Genomic DNA, 18,820 nt, shown 5'->3' with positions numbered 1-18,820 from the left:
ACATCCCCCTCGTCGGTGGTGATGTGACCCACCACCACCTTGACGGTCAGATCGCTTTTCGGTGCATCGCTGATGGTCAGGGTGTAGTTGGCCTTGCCCCCCTCGACCACGCTGGCATCGCCGCTCAGGGTCAGGGTCGGGGCATCCAGATCGTCTACGACTGTATTGGTGACGGTGCCGGTGGTGGTCACGGCTTCGTAGTTGCCGCCGCTGGTACCGCTGATACTGACGCTCAACGTTTCATCAGCTTGCTGGTAGATGTCATCGCCGCGCACCGGAACCGGCTCGCTGTCGGCGCTGCTGGCCCCCACCGGAATGGTGATCACCACGCCGTTGGAGAGGGTCACGGTCAGCGGGCTGCCGGTCACCGGGTTGTTGACGCTGGCGGTGTAGACGATGCTGCCGCCTTCGACCACGTCCTGGCCGGCGGTGGCCGAGCTTAAGGTCACCGTGGTGGTGTCCACGGTGTCGGCCACGGCGGTGGTCACCTTGCTGCCGGTGTCCAGCTGCTCGTAGTTGCCACCGCTGCTGCCGGTGATGCTCACCGTCAGGCTGCCGCCATCTTTGTACACGTCGTCGCTCGGAGCATCGACGGTCACGTTACCACTGAACTCACCGGCCTTGATGGTGATGCTGGCGCCGTTGGACAGGGTCAGCACCAGGTCGGTTTGCGGGGCGTGGTCGACGCTGGCCGTGTAGGTGATCTGGCTGCCTTCGCTGACCTCGGCCGGGGCACTCAGGGTCACTGTGGTGGTGTCCACGGTGTCGGTGACCTGAGTCGTGACAGGGGTGCCAGTGGTGATTTGATTGAAGTTGCCACCCTGGGTACCGGTCACGGTCACGGTCAGAGAGGAGGCATCCAGATACACATCATCACCCGGTGCGGCAATCACGACAGTGGCACTGGTCTGACCGACGGGGATCACTATGGTGGCACCATTGGAGAGAGTGACCACCAGATCGCTACCGTAGACAGGGGAGTCGACGGTCGCCACATAAGTAATGGTGCCTCCTTCGCTGACCGCACTCTCGGCGCTCAGGATGAGGCGGGCATAGGGTTTGAAGTCGGCAGTGCCCAGCAGGTCATTTTCCACAGGCGTGACAGAAACGTCCCGCGTCGTGTCATAACCGGCCTCAGCCAGGGTCTGCGAACCGCTGCGCTCCAGCACCACGAAGCCGCTGTTACTGCTGGCACCGGCAACGCCGCCCCCCGCCGCGGGAGCACCACCTGCCGCGGTTGCGTCGAAGGTCTGTGTCGGGTCTTGCCCTTGCAAAATCGCCTGTTGCAAGGCATCGATATCGCCCGAAACGCTCGCGGCGACCTGCGCGTCCGGTTCATTCCCCTGAGGGGTATGGAGGGGCTCACTCATCTCGAAAGAGCCGTCATCGGCTACCACCACAGCCCCCTTGGACAGTAACTCCCCTTCCCGCACGAGCCGGCGTGTGCCGTCTTCATTGAGGAGATAGACCTTGCCACTCAATTGCGAGATGACGACATCGTGCTGAAGGGTTGTGGTGCTCATGACGACTCCTGACACTGAAATTATAAAAATTAATTTATAAGGGTACTCAACTCGGGTGCTGTGTAACCAGTTCGAAATATCGAATGAAAGTTCATCAGCAGGGAGAGGCAAACCACTTAACCGAAAGGTTAAAAGTCTTACTCATCAATAAGATGCAAAAAGAGCCCCGATGGGAGCTCTTTCGTTTTTATCTTGGCCTAGCCTCCCACCCAGAGCAGGAGCGCCAGTAATTGGGGGGATATGATGCGCAGGAACATCACCAGGGGGTAGACGGTGGCATAAGAGAGAGCGCTGGCCCCGCTGGTCGGATGCATTGCATTGGCAAAGGCGAGAGCCGGAGGGTCAGTCATTGAGCCGGCCAGCAAGCCGCAGAGACTCAAATAGTTCATCTTGCCATACCAGCGAGCCAGGCAACCGACCGTCAGGAGTGGCACGACAGTGATGAGGGCACCATAAAACATCCAGGCCGGACCATCACCATGCAACAGGGTATCGAAGAAACCGGCTCCGGATTTGAACCCTACCACGGCGAGGAAGAGCACAATGCCGATCTCGCGTAGCGCCAGGTTGGCGCTGGGGGGCATAAACCAGTAGAGGCGGCCGATGCTGCCGATCCGGGCCAGGATGAGGGCCACCACCAACGGGCCACCGGCCAGACCCAGCTTGAGCGCCGCCGGAAAGCCCGGCAGATAGAAGGGAACCGAACCGAGCAGCACCCCGAGACCGATGCCAATAAAAACCGGCAGCATCTGCACCTGCTGCAACTTCTGCTGCACGTTACCCACGATATTGGTGACCGCCTCGATGGCGTCGAGCCGCCCCACCAGATTGAGGATATCCCCAAATTGCAGGCTGGTCTGACTGGTGGGCACCAGCTCCACCCCGGCCCGGTTAAGTCTTGAGATCACCACATCGTAGCGCTGCTTGATGTCGAGATCGCGGATCTTCTTGCCCAATACCTGCTCATTGGTCACCACGACACGCTCCACCCGAAGATCGGTGCCCCGGGTAGACAGGGAGGTATCGACCTCCTCTCCCAGCACCAGCAAGGCGTTGTGCAGGGCCAACTTCTCACCGACCAGATGAAGCAGATCCCCCAGCTCAACCCGGGTATCGGGACGCGGCACCGTCAGCGTCTCTCCCCGCTTGAGACGGGAGCAGACGATATCACTCTCGTTCATACAGGGGATCTCGCGGATCATCAGACCATTGAGATTGGGGTTGCGGATGGCGATGTTGATGGTGTGCAGGCTCTCCTTGGTCTTGCCGCTCTGCTTCTCGAACTCGGCAGCTTCGTCGTCGATCTTGACGCGAAAGAAGAGTCTCACCAGCCACATGGTGAGCAAAATTCCGCAGATACCGAATGGATAGGCCACCGCATATCCCATCCCCATCATGCCGGTGAGACCAGGCTCGGCGCCCAACTCGGAGAGGATCTGTTGCCCCGCCCCGAGGGAAGGGGTATTGGTCACCGCCCCCGAGAAGATGCCGAGGATAACCGGCAGCGGAATATCAAACAGCTTATAGAGGATGACCACCATCACCCCGCCCATCGCCACCAGCAGAGCGGCGAAGGCATTGAGCTTAAGCCCCGAGCTGCGCAGAGAGGCGAAAAACCCCGGGCCCACCTGTATGCCTATGGTGTAGACAAACAGGATGAGGCCGAACTCCTGAATGAAGTGGAGGGTGTGGGCATCGAGCTCGAGCGCCATGGCACCGGCAAAGTGGCCCACCAGTATCCCCCCGAACAGAACGCCGCCAATACCGAGCCCTACCCCGTAGATCTTCAGGTTGCCGAGCCACAGCCCGACCACGGCAACCAGTGCCAGCATACTGATGGCGAGTGCGATATCGCTCATCGACATCTCCTCAAATGAAAACTGTCACTAGCTTCGCAGTTCGTTTGCTCATGGACTGTGGCTCGGTGCACGTTTTGATAAGGGCAGACGATAAAACTACCAATTTATGGCTAGTCACAGAGACAGACTACCTCAACGTCGGGGTGCACCGACTGTCATCACAGCGCAATTGGAGTTATGCTCTGCGGCCGGTAGAGAGGCGCAGAGTCAAGGATCCGGAGCCGCCGATGCAACTAGAAGAGCTGTTTGTTTCCCCCCATCAGGACCTCGATGGTCATATCAGTGCCCTGATCCAGGCCTTCCACGAGATGGATGACAGCCTGCAGCCCTACGATCGCAGTGACTTTACCCATCGCCTCGCCGACTCGGCCATGCCCGATGGCCAGATGGCGCTGACCGACTATCTGCATCGCCTGCAGCAACTGCTGCCCGGCATCTCGCACCTGGCCTCACCCCGCTACATGGGGCACATGACGGCCCCGCTGCCGGCCTATACGGGGGAGCTCTCACGCCTGCTCGCCATGCTCAACCAGAACCCCATGAAGATGGAGTCATCACGCCTGCTCAGTTTCCTGGAGCGCGAGAGTCTGGCCAGGCTCCATCGTCTGGTGTTTTCCCGGGGGCCGGACTTCTATGAACACTTCATGCATGCCAAGGATGCAGCCCTCGGCGTCATGACCAGCGGTGGCACCATCGCCAACGTCACCGCTCTCTGGCTGGCCCGCAACCATGCCTGCGGCGACAACCTGTTTGCCCTGGCTGAGCAGGGGTGGCGCGGTATCGCCATTCTGGGGTCACGCCTGATGCACTACTCCTTCGACAAGGGAATGGATTTGCTGGGAGCCGGCGCCGCCAGCGTGCGCCGCCTGCCGGTAGATGAACATAATCGCCTCTCCCTGCCGGCCCTGGAGGCCGAGCTGCGTCACTGCCAGGAGCAGAAGATCAAGGTGATCGCCCTCATCGGGGTGGCGGGTACGACCGACTTTGGCTCCATCGATCCCCTGCCGGAGATGGCGGCCATCGCCCGACGCGAGGGTATTCACTTCCATGTGGATGCGGCCTGGGGTGGGCCAACGGCCTTCTCTTCCCGCTACCGCGCCCTGCTCGCCGGCATGGAGCTGGCTGATACCGTCACTCTGGATGGCCACAAGCAACTGCTGGTGCCGCTTGGCACTGGCATGCTGCTGTGCCGTGAACCGGACCTCATGATGGCGGTCAAGCGCGAGGCCCCCTATGCCATTCGAGCCAGCTCCTTCGATCAGGGTCGTTTCACTCTGGAGGGAACCCGCCCCGCCAACGCCCTCTATCTGGATGCCGCCTTCCATCTCATCGGTGAACAGGGCTATGCCCGCCTCATCGAGGAGAACTATGACAGGGCCAGGTTGATGGCCAGTCTGATCGAGGCCGATCCCGCCTTCGAATTGATGGCCGCCCCCGTCATGAATCTGCTGGCCTATCGCTGCATCCCCCCTCACCTGCAGGGCAAACCGCGGGATGAGTCAGCAAATATTCAGATCAATGCCTTCAACATCGCCCTGCAGAAACGGCAGCGTGCCGAGGGGCACAGCTTCGTCTCCCGAACCCAGCGTGCGGTGAGCCGCTATGGAGAGCAACCGCTCACTCTGCTGCGTGCGGTGCAGCTCAATCCGGGGATCCGGCGTGAACATATCGAGGCGCTTCTCGACGAGCAGAAGCAGCTCGGCCAGTTGGTCGCCCGTGAGCTTTTTTCCTGAACTGTTATGGCCTGGCCGGCTCGGTTACACTGAGGCCAACGAGGATCTGTAAACACCTATGAAGCAATTTATCGAATTCATTCCCCTGATCGTCTTCTTTGCGATCTACAAGCTCTATGACATTTACTACGCCACCGGCGCCCTGGTGGTGGTCACCGGCCTGCAACTGCTCTATGGCTGGCTGAAGTATCGCAAGGTCGAGAAGATGCAACTCTTCACCTTCGTGCTGGTCGCCTTCTTCGGCTCACTCACCCTCATCTTCCACGACGATACCTTCATCAAGTGGAAGGTCACCGTCATCAACGCCCTGTTCGCCCTCGCCCTGCTGATCGGTCGCTACGGCTTTGGCAAGAATCTGCTCAAGCAGATGCTGGGCAAGGAGCTGAGCGCACCCGATCCCGTCTGGGATCGTCTCAATCTGGGCTGGGTCACCTTCTTCGCCCTCTGTGGCTTGCTCAACCTCTATATCGCCTTCAACCTGCCCCAGGAGGTCTGGGTCAACTTCAAGGTATTTGGTCTGCTGGGGCTGACGTTGATCTCGACCCTGCTCAGTGGTCTCTATCTCTATCGCCATCTGCCGGCCGAACAGAAAAAATAACCCCGTTCAAGGAGAGTTCGATGTGGTATCTGATTTTTGCCGAGGATGTACCCGGCAGCCTGCCCCTTCGCAAACAGGCCAGGCCGGCCCATCTGGCGAGGCTGCAGGCACTGCAGGATGAGGGACGCCTGCTCACCGCCGGCCCCAACCCTGCCATCGATGCCGATGACCCCGGTGAGGCTGGATTTACCGGCTCTACCGTCATCGCCGAATTTGCCTCTCTGGCAGAAGCCCAGGCCTGGGCCGAGGCCGACCCTTATGTGAGCGCCGGGGTGTACGGTCACGTGACCGTCAAACCCTTCAAGCGGGTATTTTGAAAGCGAACGCCGGACTGAGTCCGGCGTTTTTTATCAGGAGGCCGAAACCACAAACCAGGGGTTGAGGATCTCCGCCTTGCCATAGTGCAGGGGCTCGCCCTCCAGGGTCGTCACCCTGCCCCCCGCTCCCTCTACCACCGCCTGGGCGGCCGCCGTGTCCCACTCACAGGTGGGGGCCAACCTGGGATAGAGGTGGGCCTTCCCCTCGGCCACCAGACAGAGCTTCAAAGAACTGCCCATAGAGACCAGCTCCACCGGCCCTGTGAGCTTATCCAGATAGGCCTGTGTCTCGGGCGAGAGATGGTGACGGCTGCCCACCACCTTCCACACCTCACCATCCCGGTGGGGTTGAACCTTGACAGGATGAGTCTCACCCGCCTCTGCCCGCTCGGCGCCCAGAGTGGGTCCTCCACTCCAGCTCACCCCGAGCACAGGGGCATACACGACGCCCCAGACAGGCCGCCCCTCCTCGATGAGCGCGATATTGACGGTGAACTCGCCATTGCGAGAGATAAACTCCTTGGTGCCATCGAGGGGATCCACCAACCAGAAACGACGCCAGCCTAGACGCTGACGCATCACCTCGGGGGTGGACTCCTCCGAAAGCACTGGCCAATCAGGGGTCAGGGCGTGCAGCCCGGCGCAGATGATGGCATGAGCCTGCCGGTCAGCGTCTGTCAGAGGGGAGCTGTCGTGCTTGTAATCCACATCGAGCGGGCGCTCATAGAGGTCGAGGATGGCATCACCCGCCTCTCGGGCCAGCCTGGCCACCTGCTGACGCAGCGTATCGGTTATCGGCATCTTGGTCTCTTTCCTTTATCTTTCATAATGTTGTCATCATACGCCAGCGACATCTCATGCCCTTATAGCATTTTCAACGCACTTATCCTCCTGTGGTTTATTCCAGCACTGCCTCTCCCTCTGTGCACTAGAACTGGTTGTGGGACCACCCAGTAACCCAAGGAGAGTAAGATGAAAATACGGACGTTGATCCTGCCCCTGCTGCTGAGCTGTCTACCTCTGACAGGCACACCGGCGCTGGCTGCCCAAAAGACACCGGCGGCACAGGAGAAGGTGGCCACCGTCACGGCAAGCGACAAGGTCAACATCAATACCGCAACCCTGGAGCAGTTGACCCGGCTCAAGGGGATTGGCGAGAAGAAGGCACAAGCCATCATCGAGTATCGGGATAAACAGGGTAGCTTCACCTCGGTCGAGCAGTTGGCCGAGGTGAGTGGCATCGGGCCGGCAACGCTGGATGCCAATCGGGACACGATCGTCCTCAAGTAACCCGAAGGCGGCCAGTGGCCGCCTTCGTTTTGTTGGAGTAAGATGCCGCCATCATGTCTCGCCGGAATCTCTCCATGAAAAAGAGTCCCATCCTGGTTCGTAAAGCCGTATTGCCCGTCGCCGGACTGGGCACCCGCATGCTGCCCGCCACCAAGGCCATCCCCAAGGAGATGCTGCCGGTCGTGGACAAGCCTCTCATTCAGTATGTGGTCAACGAGGCCATCGCCGCGGGCATCAAGGAGATCGTACTGGTGACTCACTCCAGTAAGAACTCCATCGAGAACCACTTCGACAAGAGTTTCGAACTGGAAGCCACCCTGGAGAAGCGGGTGAAGCGCCAACTGCTCGCCGAAGTACAGGCCATCTGCCCAAAAGACGTGACCATCATGCATGTGCGTCAGGGTGAGGCCAAGGGTCTGGGCCACGCTATCCTCTGTGCGCGTCCGTTGATCGGTGACAACCCCTTCGCCGTGCTGCTGCCGGATGTACTGATCGACGACGTCGCCAGTAATCCCAAGCAGGACAATCTGGCCGAGATGGTGCATCTGTTTGAAGAGGAGCAGGTCAGCCAGATCATGGTAGAAGAGGTACCTCATAGCGAGGTCGACAAGTACGGCGTCGCCGATATCAAGGGAGAGACCCTCTGCGCCGGCATGTCCCTGCCGATGCAGGCCATCGTCGAGAAACCGGCCAGAGATGAGGCCCCCTCCAACCTGGCCGTGGTCGGCCGGTATGTCCTCTCGGCCCATATCTGGCCCCTGTTGGAGAAGACCCTTCCCGGTGCCGGTGACGAGATCCAGTTGACCGACGCCATTGCCGCCCTCATGGAACAAGAGCAGGTCAACGCCTACTTCATGAAGGGAAAGAGCCATGACTGCGGCAGCAAGCTGGGCTACATGAAGGCCAATGTGGAATATGCGGTACGCCACCGTGAACTCGATGGGGAGTTCATCGACTGGCTCAAGGCCTTTGCCAAACAGCTGTAATCACAAGATTTTTCTTTTTTTTAGCATAAATAACTGGGCATCATATGATGTCCAGTTTTCATTTAGGCAACATTTTATCAATGTTCGATTGATAAAAATCTGATAAATCAGCTTCTTGTAATTAAAGCATCCTTGTTCTATAAGGGTTTAGGCTTGTTCCGAAGCCCTTGCATAAAATCACAATTAAAACATCAAACACAGGTGGAAGTTCCATGAATACCCCGTCAAAAGGGACCTTTTTAGGTCACCCTAAAGGGCTCTTCTTGCTCTTTAGTACCGAGCTGTGGGAGCGATTCTCCTACTACGGCATGCGTGCCGTCCTGATCCTTTACCTCACTGCCCAAACGACCAGCGGTGGTCTCGGTTGGAGTGAAGCTGATGCGCTCAAGCTCTACGGTATCTATACCGGCCTGGTCTATATCACACCGCTGATCGGTGGCTGGTTGGCCGATACCTTCCTCGGTCAACGCCGCGCCATTTTGATCGGTGCCGTGCTGATGGCACTGGGCCAGTTTACCCTGGCTCTCCCTCATGGGCTCTTCGCCGGCCAAATGACCACTGTCTTCTACACTGGTCTGGCTCTGCTTATCGTGGGTAATGGCCTGTTCAAACCGAACATCTCCACCATGGTGGGCGATCTCTACGAAGAGGGCGATCATCGCCGTGACGGCGCCTTCACCATCTTCTATATGGGTATCAACCTGGGTGCCCTGCTGGCAGGCTTTATTGCCGGTGCAGCCGCCAACAGCTATGGCTGGCAAGCGGCCTTTATCGCCGCCGGCATCGGCATGGTGATATCCCTGGTGCTGCAAGCCACCATGGCTCCCGGCCTGCTGGGGGATATCGGTAAAGAGCCGGCCGCCAAGCGCGCCGCCGCCAAGAACAACTCACAGAAGAAGGCTCCCCTGACCAAACAGGAAGTGGATCGTATCAAGGTGATCCTGGTGCTGGGTCTGTTCACCATCATCTTCTGGGCCGGCTTCGAGCAGGCTGGTGGCCTGATGAACCTCTACACCCAGGAGTACACCGACCGCATGATCGGCAGCTTCGAGGTGCCGACCGCCTGGTTCCAGTCCCTCAACCCCTTCTTCATCATCACCCTGGCCCCTCTGATGGCGGCGCTCTGGGTCAAGATGGGCAAGCGCGAACCCAACTCTCCCGTGAAATTTGCCATGGGTCTGCTGTTCCTGGCCGTGGGTTTTGTCTTCATGGTAGGAGCGACCCTGCAACAGGGTGGTGATAGCACTGTCAAGACCTCCATGTTCTGGCTGATCGGTGCCTATCTGTTCCATACCCTGGGCGAGCTCTGCCTCTCTCCTATCGGCCTCTCCATGGTGACCAAGCTGGCACCGCTGCGCCTGGCCTCACTGATGATGGGTGCCTGGTTTGGCTTCGTCGCCCTGGCCAACTATGCGGCCGGCTTCATCGGCTCCTACGTGGGTGAGTCTGGCCCGCTGGCCATCTTCGGTGGTATCGCCGTGGCGGCGACCATCAGTGCCGTGATCCTGCTACTGATGGCCAACCGTCTGGTCTACTGGATGCATGGTGCCGAAGGTCAACAGCACGAGAAGAAAGCGGAGCAGGAAGGCGAGCTGCAAGCCAGCGCCATCTAATCCGAAACAATAAAAGCATATGAAGGGCGCCAATGGCGCCCTTTTCATTGACGATGAATACTCAGATTCAAGGCCCCGCCCATTTCGCTATCGACCTGTAATGAGAAGGGGGCATGCCAGCTACGACGGTGCAGGGGATAATCGGCATCGCGCATCAGCCCGAGTGGCAAGCCCCCATGACGGGCAAGCCAATGGGGAGACGTCAGACCTGCGTTGGCAAAGAGCAGGTTGTCATCCTGCCCGAACAGCAAGGCCGCCACACTGATGGGTTGATGTACACCTGACTCCATAAGGGTCCAGTTGAGATAGGAGAGCAGCTTGCCAGGATGCTCCAGCAGGGTGCTCTCCCCCTGTTGATACTGTCGATACGGGGTGTTCATCAGCATCCTGACCAGAGCAGAACAAAAGGGTCCGTCCGGCCCCAGCAGGGGTAACTCCATCACCAGCAGCAACAGGCGCTGCTCGACTTTAAAGCTCTCCACCAGAAAGAGGTGCCCGCCCCCCTGACTGGTCACCTGCCACTCTCCCCACTCCTGCAGTGCCGGATGTTTCTGCAACGCCACCAGACGAGTCGCCAGCCGATCCTCGCGTAGCGCATCCATATGCTCGAGCAGTTCCAGTTGTTGCATGGCGGTGGGCTGGCGATCAAGACACTGCTCGATGCTGAAACGAACGAGCTCCCAGTCACGAATGGGCTTGATAAGGTAATCCCTGGCCCCCGCACGCAGCACCCTGGCCACTACATCCATTCGACTCTGCGCCGATACCACGATAACCGGGAGCTCCGGGTAGCGGGCACTCAGACAGGCCATCACCTCGTGTCCATCCATGGCCGGCATATTGAGATCACACAAGACCACATGGGGTCGGTAGAGTGCCGCGGCCGCCATGCCTTCAATGCCATCATCGGCGTGAAAGACCTCGGCCCCCAGCCCTTGTAAATAAGCGCTCAGCAGATGCCGAAAGACGGCTTCATCTTCGATGAGCAGTATGCGAACTCCCGAAAGCGACATCCAGAACACCCGCCTTGATACCCAGTGATGACCATTGGGCTAATCCTAGCCCAGAAGTACGACTTGCTCCTGAATAGCATCAGAATAATATATCAATCAATAGGTGATTTTCAGTCTGAATACGCTGGGCTATTCCTGCATACTGGTGACTCAAAGGCAGATCCACAGGGTGGTGAATCAGGAGGCCCTGTTTGTCGGGCTACCACGAGCGTTTGTCCCACCGCCCGCCATCGGCGATAATGGCGCCATCTTGCTGTAAAGAGATGAGTGATGACCCCTGCCGAGTACCAAGCCCTCTCCCACCCCAGGCTTTCGCATCCAGCCAAAACCCTCTATTGCCTGCATCTGAGGCGGCTTTGGCTCGAGCAGCAACCCAGGGTGCTCAACTATCCTCAGCTGGGAAGGGCATTGGCGGTCACCGATCCCGCATCTCCGAGTGGATTCAGCTACCAGGTAAATGGTCGTCAGCTTACCCTGCTGCTGGAGGAGTTGATTGCTGCGGGATTACTCGAGGCACAAGCGACCGGTGAGCATTTCCACTCCCAGCCCTTTATCCTGCCGCTCCTGCAACAGGAGGCTCACTCGCCCCTGCCGCAGGTTCCCTTTCCCATGCACCTGGAGTGGCGACCCGATGAGAGTATGCCGGCACTGGCGCGCCTGTGTGGCGTGATAGACTGCAGCTACAGCGAAGAGGACCTAGGGGAGTTTATCGCCTATTGGCTGGGCCGCCCCGAGGTATTCGATAACCATCATCAGTGGACCCTCAAATTTATTCGTGCGCTGAAGACCCGGCGCTATGTGCGACGCCAGCAGCCACAGGAGCAGGGCTATCAGCAGGTGACAGTACAACATAGTGAGTCCGGCCCCAGTCGCCGGGCCCAAGAGATGATTGAAGAGGCCAAACGTCTGGCCCAGCAGAAGGAGCAAGAGCATGGCTCATGATCAAGATCCCCTGAAGCAGGATCTGGCCGACATCGCAGCCAGGCGCCAGCAAATCAATCGCGAGAAGCAGGGGCGACAGCAGCACGATCCGGCACTGCAGCGCCACGTAGGCACCCTGCTGGAACGGATTCGCCGTCTGCAACAGGAAACCGGCGGCACTCAATACGACTACGAAACCCTGCGCAAGGAGTACGAAAGCAAGGCCAATGCCGAGGTGCGAGAGTTACAAAAACAGGCTCGCCAGGATCGCATCAAGCGCCTGATTGCCCAGGCGGACCTCAATCCCGAGTGGATATTTGAACGCATGGATCAGCAGGATCCTGCCCTGCAGTATGCCATCGAGACGGCACGTTACTTCATCAGCGGTTTCGAGCACTGGGAGAAGAGTGGCGGTGGCTGCATGCTGATCTACGGGGACTATGGAACCGGCAAGTCGACCCTGGCTGGCGCCGTCGCTCACGAGTTGATCGAGCGGCATCAGAAGTCGGTGATCTTCCAGCAGTGGGCCTCCATTGTCGATCGCCTCTTCTTCAACGTCATCGAGGATCAGGAGGAGCGCAACCAATACCGGCGAGCCCTGGAGGAGGTAGACCTGCTCATCATCGATGAGGTAGCCGCCAACCGGGCCAAACTGGCCGAAAGCCAGTCCAGCTTTCTCGGCCATCTGCTGCGCCGCCGTCGCAACCTATCCAAGAGCGTGATTCTTATCACCAATCACGCCCCCGAGAGCCTTCATCGGGCGATAGGTGACTTCAGCTTCGAGGCGATCAAGGCCTTTAACCCGGTCGACATCCATCTTGCCGGCCCGAGCCGCCGCCCTAACATCGGACACTACGGCGGCTAACGCCACAAAAAACGAGGCCCACTATCCAGAGGATAACGGGCCTTAAAAATAGGTGCTACGGAATTGCGATTTCTCATCGCAAGAAACAATTAGAAGGGGGTCACCTTCTAAACTGGCACTGTGAGACTAACCTGAAGCAAACGTTTTACACAGTGAAATCTTCCGGCTTTGAGAGCAAGCTCTCACTCTGCAAACAAAGGCCCATGAGAACGTCATCCAGCGCCACACACGGTTGCGCGGCGCCCTGGTCAGGCAAGCGGCTTGCCATCGAGCTGCTCGACCAGCAGGCAGTCATCCCCCGCCAACTGGCAGGCCCTGCCCTTCAGGGCGACAGGATGCCCCACCGGGGGGGTAACGCCATCAGGCATTAGCAGCACCACACTGCGCGTGCCATCGTCAAACAGCCAGCGCCCCTCTTTGAGGGGGGCAATCACCATCCCCTCCATCTCGAGCTTCGAGGCAGGCCAATGACGGCGCTCTCCCTCGCGGCTGGCCACAAACTCACCATGCAGTCCAAAACTGGCCAGCCCCCACAAGATGGAGAGCCCGACACTGTGCGTCATGTCCTCGTCTCCGTCTCAATCTAACTGTTACCTCAGTATGGTGACGGATTTCTGAGTCCAACATGAACAAAAATGTAACAATTTGGTGACTGACAGCACAAAACACACTTTCTAACAATTAAGGGCGAGGAATAGACAGAAACACCGTCATTATTCCACATTTACATCTGCTGACTCTCTGGCCCGGTTCAACCACAACGAGACCCCTCCATGGCGATCGCACATCCCCTCTTCGCGTGCGGCCCGAATCCGGGTGCCATCCCGACAAAGCGCTCGCCAGGCATCGGGGTCGTCGATGCGAGGCTCCCTCTCCGGTGTCACACCACAACCGGATAGCGATAACAACAATCCACTGATGATCCAATGTTTCATTAACCACCTTCCGTTAGGCCACGATTCCACCATTACAATCTCGCTATTGTGGTTCCCCCAGGCCTCCAATCATTGATCTGGACTACCAGAAGCTCACTGACGCCAAGCGCACCCGCTAAAAAGAGCATGTCTATGACAAGGCGTGTCCAATGCCAGAGGATCCTGAACAAATAAAATACACTCTCATTTTCATTTGTGAAAATGCACGCAACAAAAGAAACGATTAATTAAAAAACAAAACATTAGATTCACTTTCACCTACCAAGCCTCTGAATAAAATGACATCATTGTTACTGCCGTTTTTCTCTCGGTAGGGAACAACACCTATGTTTTCAGGAGTCATTCCAGAGCATTGGGCCTTCACCGTCTATGTGATCGCCGCCTTTGCCATCTGCTTCACCATGATAGGGCTGGCCGCCTTTCTGGGAGGGCGAGCCCGGGGACGTGCCAAGAACAAGCCCTTCGAGTCGGGTGTGGAATCGGTCGGTAATGCCCGCCTGCGCTTCTCGGCAAAGTTTTATCTCGTCGCCATGTTTTTCGTCATCTTCGATGTCGAGGCCCTCTACCTCTTCGCATGGGCTGTCTCGGTGCGAGAGACCGGCTGGGTCGGCTTTATCGAAGCCGCCATTTTCATCGTGCTGCTGCTGGTCGGTCTCCTCTATTTGTGGCGTATCGGCGCCCTCGACTGGTCCCCCGGCAAGAAACCCCTCAACCAGCAACAGGACTAACCCGTCTTTGAGGTCTGCTCATGAAGTACACCCTGACCCGGATCGATCCCGACGCCCCTCTGGAGCGTTACCCCCAAGAGCAGCGCCAGACGGTCGCTGACCCTCTGGCCCAGAGTGCCGAACGCGGCATACTGCTCGGACGGGTGGAAGAGGTATTGCACGACGCGGTGAACTGGGGCCGCAAGAACTCCCTCTGGCCCTATAACTTCGGCATCTCCTGCTGCTATGTGGAGATGTGTACCGCCTTCACCTCCCCCCACGACGTGGCCCGATTCGGCGCCGAGGTCATCCGGGCATCACCCCGTCAGGCGGACTTCATGGTGATCGCCGGTACCCCCTTCATCAAGATGGCGCCCGTCATCCAGCGCCTCTATGAGCAACTGCTCGAACCCAAGTGGGTCATCTCCATGGGCGCCTGTGCCAACTCGGGCGGCATGTACGACATCTACTCTGTGGTGCAGGGGGTCGACAAGTTTCTGCCGGTCGACGTCTATATTCCGGGCTGCCCGCCCCGTCCCGAGGCCTTCCTCGAGGCCCTGATGCTGTTGCAGGACTCTATCGGCAAGGAGCGCCGCCCCCTCTCCTGGGTGGCGGGGGATCAGGGCATCTACCGCCCTCAGCTGGAGGCGATGAAAGAGCGCAAGCGGGGCGAGCGGATCGCCGTCAAGAACCTGCGGACCCCGGACGAGAGCTGATATGCGACTGACCAACGAGTTTCCGACCAATGCCGAGATGGCCCGGTGGCAACCGGGCGACCAGGCGCAAGCCCCCATCGTCGGCGAGCTGTTCGCCCATTTCGGGAGCGACCCCTTTACCCTGCAGACCACCCGTACCGGCATCCCCGTACTCTGGCTACCCAGAGAGTTGCTGCTGGATGTGCTGCGCTTCGTGCGCCAGCAACCCAAGCCATTCGTGATGCTCTACGATCTGCACGGAGTCGACGAGCGGATGCGCAGCCATCGCGAGGGGCTCCCCCCCTCGGATTTCACCGTCTTCTACCACCTGCTCTCCATCGACAGAAACAGTGACCTGATGCTGAAGGTGCCCCTGCAGGAGGGGGACCTCACCCTGCCGAGCGCCACCGCTCTCTATCCCAACGCCAACTGGTATGAACGCGAGGTGTGGGATCTGCTCGGCATCACCTTCAACGGTCACCCCCACCTGACCCGCATCATGATGCCGCGCAGCTGGCAGGGACACCCATTGCGCAAGGATTATCCGGCGCGGGCCACCGAGTTCGATCCCTTCATGCTCGATGCCGCCAAGCAGGACATGGAGCAGGAGAACCTGCTGTTCAAACCGGAAGAGTGGGGGCTGCGGCGGGGCAATGCCAACGAGGACTATATGTTCTTGAACCTCGGCCCCAACCACCCGTCGGCACACGGGGCATTTCGCCTGGTGTTGCAGCTCGATGGAGAAGAGATCCTCAACTGTGTGCCCGACATCGGTTATCACCATCGCGGCGCCGAGAAGATGGGGGAACGTCAGTCCTGGCACAGCTACATCCCCTACACAGACCGGGTCGAATACCTGGGCGGAGTGATGAACAACCTCCCCTATGTGCTGGCGGTCGAGAAGCTGGCAGGCATCAAGGTGCCCCAGCGGGTCGACATGATCCGGGTGATGCTGGCAGAGCTGTTCCGCATCCAGAGCCACCTGCTCTTTATCGGCACCTATATTCAGGACGTGGGCGCCATGACCCCGGTCTTCTTCACCTTCACCGACCGGCAACGCATCTACAACATCATCGAGGCGATCACCGGGGCCCGCATGCACCCGGCCTGGTTCCGCATCGGCGGCGTGGCTCACGATTTGCCGCAAGGGTGGCGTCAGCTCATCAAGGAGAACCTGCTCGACTGGCTGCCCAAGCGCCTGATGGAGTACGAGAAGGCGGCCATGCGCAACAGCATCCTGAAAGGGCGCACCATTGGCGTCGCCGCCTACTCGACCTCGCAGGCGCTGGCCTGGGGGACCACAGGGGGCGGCCTGCGCGCCACCGGCCTCAACTTCGATATCCGCAAATGGCGCCCCTATTCGGGCTATGACCAGTTCGAGTTCGAGGTACCGGTAGGCGCCAACGGTGACGCCTATGATCGCGCCATGGTGCGCCTCGAGGAGATGCGCCAGAGCATGCGTATCATAGCCCAATGCCTCGAGCACATGCCCGAGGGGCCCTTCAAGGCGGATCACCCGCTCACCACGCCACCACCCAAAGAGCGCACCCTGCAGCACATCGAGACCCTCATCAACCACTTCCTGCAGGTGTCGTGGGGGCCCGTGATGCCAGCCGCCGAGTCGTTCCAGATGATCGAGGCGACCAAGGGCGTCAACAGCTACTACCTGACCAGTGACGGCTCCACCATGAGCTATCGCACCCGGATCCGGACCCCGAGTTTCGCCCACCTGCAGCAGATCCCCTCGGTGATCCGCGGCCAGATGGTGTCGGATCTCATCGTCTATCTGGGCAGTATCGATTTCGTTATGTCGGATGTGGATCGCTAAGCCATGAGCCACCAGCAATGTCAGTGCCAGAAAGGCGCATTACAACAAGACGCACCGGGATGCGCGGGGGGCTTTGCCCTCACCGACGCCGAGCGTGACGCCATCACCCACGAGAAACACCACTACGAGGATCCCCGCGCCGCCAGCATCGAGGCCCTCAAGATAGTGCAGCAGGCTCGTGGCTGGGTGCCTGACGGTGCCATTCCCGCCATCGCCGCCGAGCTGGGGATCCCCGCCAGCGACGTGGAAGGAGTTGCCACCTTCTACAGCCAGATCTTCCGCCAGCCAGTGGGGCGCCACATCATCCGGGTGTGCGACAGCATGGTCTGCTACATCAACGGTCACGAGGGGGTCTTGGCCACCCTCAAGGAGCACATCGGTATCGCACCCGGCCAGACCACAGAGGACGGCCGCTTCACCCTGCTCCCCGTCTGTTGTCTGGGCAACTGCGACAAGGGGCCGGCCATGATGATCGACGACGACACCTTTGGTGGTCTCGATGGCGAGGCCCTGCGCCAGACCCTGGAGAACTACCCATGAGATTGACCTCTTTTGGCACCGCCAATCTGATCGCCCGGGCCGCCGAGACTCACCCGCTCACCTGGCGCCTGCGCGACGACGGCGCACCGGTCTGGCTGGACGAATACCGGGCCAAGCAGGGCTATGAGGCCGCTCGCAAGGCCCTCGGCCAGATGACGCCGGACGAGATAGTCACCACCGTCAAGGATGCCGGCCTCAAGGGGCGCGGCGGGGCGGGCTTCCCCACCGGGGTGAAGTGGGGCCTGATGCCCAAAGACGAGAGCATGAACATCCGTTACCTGCTATGCAACGCCGACGAGATGGAGCCCAACACCTGGAAGGACAGGCTGCTGATGGAACAGCTGCCCCACCTGCTTATCGAGGGGATGCTCATCTCGGCCCGGGCACTGAAGGCCTACCGTGGCTACATCTTCCTGCGCGGCGAATACGTCGACGCGGCGACCAACCTGCGCCGTGCCGTGGAAGAGGCCAGGGCCGCCGGCCTGCTCGGCAAGAACATTCTGGGTTCGGGCTTTGACTTCGAGCTGTTCGTCCACACCGGCGCCGGCCGCTACATCTGTGGCGAGGAGACGGCGCTCATCAACTCTCTGGAGGGACGCCGCGCCAACCCGCGAGCCAAGCCCCCCTTCCCCGCCGTCTCCGGGGTCTGGGGCAAGCCCACCTGCGTCAACAACGTCGAAACCCTGTGCAACGTGCCGGCCATCATCGGCAACGGGGTGAGCTGGTATCAGGGGCTGGCCCTGCCCGGCTCGGAAGATCACGGCACCAAGCTGATGGGCTTCTCGGGCAAGGTCAAAAATCCGGGCCTGTGGGAGCTCCCCTTCGGCATCACGGCCCGGGAACTGTTCGAGGAGTATGCCGGCGGCATGCGCGACGGTTACACCCTCAAGGCCTGGCAGCCGGGCGGCGCCGGTACCGGCTTCCTGCTACCCGAACACCTCGACGCCCAGATGTACACGGCCGGTATCGGCAAGGTGGGCACCCGGATGGGGACCGGCCTCGCCATGGCGGTGGATGACCGCATCAGCATGGTGAGCCTGCTGCGCAATATGGAGGAGTTCTTCGCCCGCGAGTCGTGCGGTTGGTGCACCCCCTGTCGCGATGGCCTGCCCTGGAGCGTCAAGCTGCTGCGCGCCATCGAGCGTGGTGACGGGGAGCTTGGGGATCTCGAGACCCTGGAGCAGCTCTGCCGCCAACTCGGTCCGGGCAAGACCTTCTGCGCTCACGCGCCGGGGGCGGTAGAGCCGCTCGCCAGCGCCATCAAATATTTCCGCCCGGAGTTCGAGGCCGGGATCAAGGGCGCGGGCGATAACCGCAAGGCAATCAAGGGCGTGCAGCCCAATCTGCTGAACCAGCGCTGGTCGTAGACGCGGCGATCTGTTGCGAAGGAAAGATGC

At 59.7% G+C, this 18,820-nt stretch carries 18 protein-coding genes; 13 read left to right on the top strand and 5 right to left on the bottom strand.

Going from position 1 to position 18,820, the window contains the following annotated elements:
* On the bottom strand, positions 1–1,523 hold a 1,523-nt coding region (locus BN1133_RS15585; RefSeq protein ID WP_157432351.1), incomplete at its 3' end, for a retention module-containing protein.
* 197 nt (positions 1,524–1,720) lie between these two features.
* Entirely contained in the window at positions 1,721–3,382 is a 1,662-nt protein-coding gene (locus BN1133_RS15580) for a putative transporter (protein ID WP_050667394.1), read from the bottom strand.
* 227 nt (positions 3,383–3,609) lie between these two features.
* On the opposite strand from BN1133_RS15580, the gene BN1133_RS15575 reads away from it, so the two are divergent.
* The 3 genes from BN1133_RS15575 to BN1133_RS15565 are packed head-to-tail and all read left to right on the top strand — an operon-like array spanning position 3,610 to position 6,030.
* Positions 3,610–5,115: an aminotransferase class V-fold PLP-dependent enzyme gene (locus BN1133_RS15575; RefSeq protein ID WP_050667393.1), complete on the top strand. Its 1,506-nt coding sequence runs from the start codon at positions 3,610–3,612 to the stop codon at positions 5,113–5,115.
* 58 nt (positions 5,116–5,173) lie between these two features.
* Complete coding sequence (locus tag BN1133_RS15570) at positions 5,174–5,713, top strand: septation protein A (protein WP_050667392.1); 540 nt, start codon at positions 5,174–5,176, stop codon at positions 5,711–5,713.
* 20 nt (positions 5,714–5,733) lie between these two features.
* Positions 5,734–6,030 (top strand): YciI family protein, encoded by a 297-nt coding sequence (locus BN1133_RS15565; protein WP_050667391.1) that lies wholly within the window; start codon positions 5,734–5,736, stop codon positions 6,028–6,030.
* 33 nt (positions 6,031–6,063) lie between these two features.
* Here BN1133_RS15565 and cysQ read toward each other — a convergent pair whose 3' ends face one another.
* A complete protein-coding gene (gene cysQ / locus BN1133_RS15560) occupies positions 6,064–6,831 on the bottom strand; it encodes a 3'(2'),5'-bisphosphate nucleotidase CysQ (RefSeq protein WP_050667390.1) in 768 nt (255 codons plus the stop codon).
* 171 nt (positions 6,832–7,002) lie between these two features.
* Here cysQ and BN1133_RS15555 point away from each other — a divergent pair, with 171 nt between their 5' ends.
* The 3 genes from BN1133_RS15555 to BN1133_RS15545 all read left to right on the top strand — a co-directional run bounded on the left by BN1133_RS15555 (position 7,003) and on the right by BN1133_RS15545 (position 9,919).
* On the top strand, positions 7,003–7,320 hold the full coding sequence (locus BN1133_RS15555; protein ID WP_050667389.1) for a ComEA family DNA-binding protein: 318 nt from the start codon (positions 7,003–7,005) through the stop codon (positions 7,318–7,320).
* 74 nt (positions 7,321–7,394) lie between these two features.
* Complete coding sequence (gene galU / locus BN1133_RS15550; RefSeq protein ID WP_050667388.1) at positions 7,395–8,306, top strand: UTP--glucose-1-phosphate uridylyltransferase GalU; 912 nt, start codon at positions 7,395–7,397, stop codon at positions 8,304–8,306.
* A gap of 212 nt (positions 8,307–8,518) precedes the next feature.
* Positions 8,519–9,919 (top strand): peptide MFS transporter, encoded by a 1,401-nt coding sequence (locus BN1133_RS15545; protein ID WP_050667387.1) that lies wholly within the window; start codon positions 8,519–8,521, stop codon positions 9,917–9,919.
* A gap of 44 nt (positions 9,920–9,963) precedes the next feature.
* Here BN1133_RS15545 and BN1133_RS15540 read toward each other — a convergent pair whose 3' ends face one another.
* Positions 9,964–10,932: a response regulator gene (locus BN1133_RS15540; protein ID WP_050667386.1), complete on the bottom strand. Its 969-nt coding sequence runs from the start codon at positions 10,930–10,932 to the stop codon at positions 9,964–9,966.
* Positions 10,933–11,202: 270 nt separating this feature from the next.
* Between BN1133_RS15540 and BN1133_RS15535 the strand changes: the two genes are divergently transcribed.
* Positions 11,203–11,874 (top strand): DnaT-like ssDNA-binding domain-containing protein, encoded by a 672-nt coding sequence (locus tag BN1133_RS15535; RefSeq protein ID WP_050667385.1) that lies wholly within the window; start codon positions 11,203–11,205, stop codon positions 11,872–11,874.
* Positions 11,864–12,718: a DnaA ATPase domain-containing protein gene (locus BN1133_RS15530; RefSeq protein WP_050667384.1), complete on the top strand. Its 855-nt coding sequence runs from the start codon at positions 11,864–11,866 to the stop codon at positions 12,716–12,718. Before BN1133_RS15535 ends, BN1133_RS15530 begins: the two co-directional genes overlap by 11 nt.
* Before the next feature lie 248 nt (positions 12,719–12,966).
* On the opposite strand, the gene BN1133_RS15525 is transcribed toward BN1133_RS15530, so the two are convergent.
* Entirely contained in the window at positions 12,967–13,281 is a 315-nt protein-coding gene (locus BN1133_RS15525) for a hypothetical protein (RefSeq protein ID WP_050667383.1), read from the bottom strand.
* Between the two features lie 698 nt (positions 13,282–13,979).
* Between BN1133_RS15525 and BN1133_RS15520 the strand changes: the two genes are divergently transcribed.
* From BN1133_RS15520 to nuoF, 5 genes are read left to right on the top strand one after another with little or no spacing between them, the layout of a single operon-like run.
* Positions 13,980–14,381, top strand: a complete 402-nt coding sequence (locus BN1133_RS15520) for an NADH-quinone oxidoreductase subunit A (RefSeq protein ID WP_050667382.1) — start codon at positions 13,980–13,982, stop codon at positions 14,379–14,381.
* Positions 14,382–14,401: 20 nt separating this feature from the next.
* On the top strand, positions 14,402–15,076 hold the full coding sequence (locus BN1133_RS15515) for a NuoB/complex I 20 kDa subunit family protein (RefSeq protein WP_005351836.1): 675 nt from the start codon (positions 14,402–14,404) through the stop codon (positions 15,074–15,076).
* Between the two features lies 1 nt (position 15,077).
* Positions 15,078–16,883 (top strand): NADH-quinone oxidoreductase subunit C/D, encoded by a 1,806-nt coding sequence (gene nuoC / locus BN1133_RS15510; RefSeq protein WP_082178026.1) that lies wholly within the window; start codon positions 15,078–15,080, stop codon positions 16,881–16,883.
* Between the two features lie 3 nt (positions 16,884–16,886).
* The gene (gene nuoE, locus BN1133_RS15505) at positions 16,887–17,423 is read left to right on the top strand and encodes an NADH-quinone oxidoreductase subunit NuoE (RefSeq protein WP_082178025.1); all 537 of its coding nucleotides are present in this window, start codon (positions 16,887–16,889) and stop codon (positions 17,421–17,423) included.
* Positions 17,420–18,790 carry an NADH-quinone oxidoreductase subunit NuoF gene (gene nuoF, locus BN1133_RS15500; protein ID WP_050667381.1) on the top strand — a complete coding sequence of 457 codons (1,371 nt, stop codon included), beginning with the start codon at positions 17,420–17,422 and terminating at the stop codon, positions 18,788–18,790. The genes nuoE and nuoF overlap by 4 nt, the downstream gene beginning before the upstream one ends.
* The last annotated feature ends 30 nt before the right edge of the window (positions 18,791–18,820 follow it).

The sequence above is a fragment of the Aeromonas schubertii genome (assembly GCF_000820105.1).
Lineage (GTDB): Bacteria > Pseudomonadota > Gammaproteobacteria > Enterobacterales > Aeromonadaceae > Aeromonas > Aeromonas schubertii.
The sequence above is the reverse complement of the archived record's forward strand: the minus strand, read 5'-3'. Positions and strand labels throughout refer to the sequence as shown.

Coding starts and splice junctions, on each gene's coding strand:
- BN1133_RS15580 (WP_050667394.1), bottom strand. CDS start 3,382: ATGAGCGATATCGCACTCGCCATCAGTATGCTGGCACTGGTTGCCGTG.
- BN1133_RS15575 (WP_050667393.1), top strand. CDS start 3,610: ATGCAACTAGAAGAGCTGTTTGTTTCCCCCCATCAGGACCTCGATGGT.
- BN1133_RS15570 (WP_050667392.1), top strand. CDS start 5,174: ATGAAGCAATTTATCGAATTCATTCCCCTGATCGTCTTCTTTGCGATC.
- BN1133_RS15565 (WP_050667391.1), top strand. CDS start 5,734: ATGTGGTATCTGATTTTTGCCGAGGATGTACCCGGCAGCCTGCCCCTT.
- cysQ (WP_050667390.1), bottom strand. CDS start 6,831: ATGCCGATAACCGATACGCTGCGTCAGCAGGTGGCCAGGCTGGCCCGA.
- BN1133_RS15555 (WP_050667389.1), top strand. CDS start 7,003: ATGAAAATACGGACGTTGATCCTGCCCCTGCTGCTGAGCTGTCTACCT.
- galU (WP_050667388.1), top strand. CDS start 7,395: ATGAAAAAGAGTCCCATCCTGGTTCGTAAAGCCGTATTGCCCGTCGCC.
- BN1133_RS15545 (WP_050667387.1), top strand. CDS start 8,519: ATGAATACCCCGTCAAAAGGGACCTTTTTAGGTCACCCTAAAGGGCTC.
- BN1133_RS15540 (WP_050667386.1), bottom strand. CDS start 10,932: ATGTCGCTTTCGGGAGTTCGCATACTGCTCATCGAAGATGAAGCCGTC.
- BN1133_RS15535 (WP_050667385.1), top strand. CDS start 11,203: ATGACCCCTGCCGAGTACCAAGCCCTCTCCCACCCCAGGCTTTCGCAT.
- BN1133_RS15530 (WP_050667384.1), top strand. CDS start 11,864: ATGGCTCATGATCAAGATCCCCTGAAGCAGGATCTGGCCGACATCGCA.
- BN1133_RS15525 (WP_050667383.1), bottom strand. CDS start 13,281: ATGACGCACAGTGTCGGGCTCTCCATCTTGTGGGGGCTGGCCAGTTTT.
- BN1133_RS15520 (WP_050667382.1), top strand. CDS start 13,980: ATGTTTTCAGGAGTCATTCCAGAGCATTGGGCCTTCACCGTCTATGTG.
- BN1133_RS15515 (WP_005351836.1), top strand. CDS start 14,402: ATGAAGTACACCCTGACCCGGATCGATCCCGACGCCCCTCTGGAGCGT.
- nuoC (WP_082178026.1), top strand. CDS start 15,078: ATGCGACTGACCAACGAGTTTCCGACCAATGCCGAGATGGCCCGGTGG.
- nuoE (WP_082178025.1), top strand. CDS start 16,887: ATGAGCCACCAGCAATGTCAGTGCCAGAAAGGCGCATTACAACAAGAC.
- nuoF (WP_050667381.1), top strand. CDS start 17,420: ATGAGATTGACCTCTTTTGGCACCGCCAATCTGATCGCCCGGGCCGCC.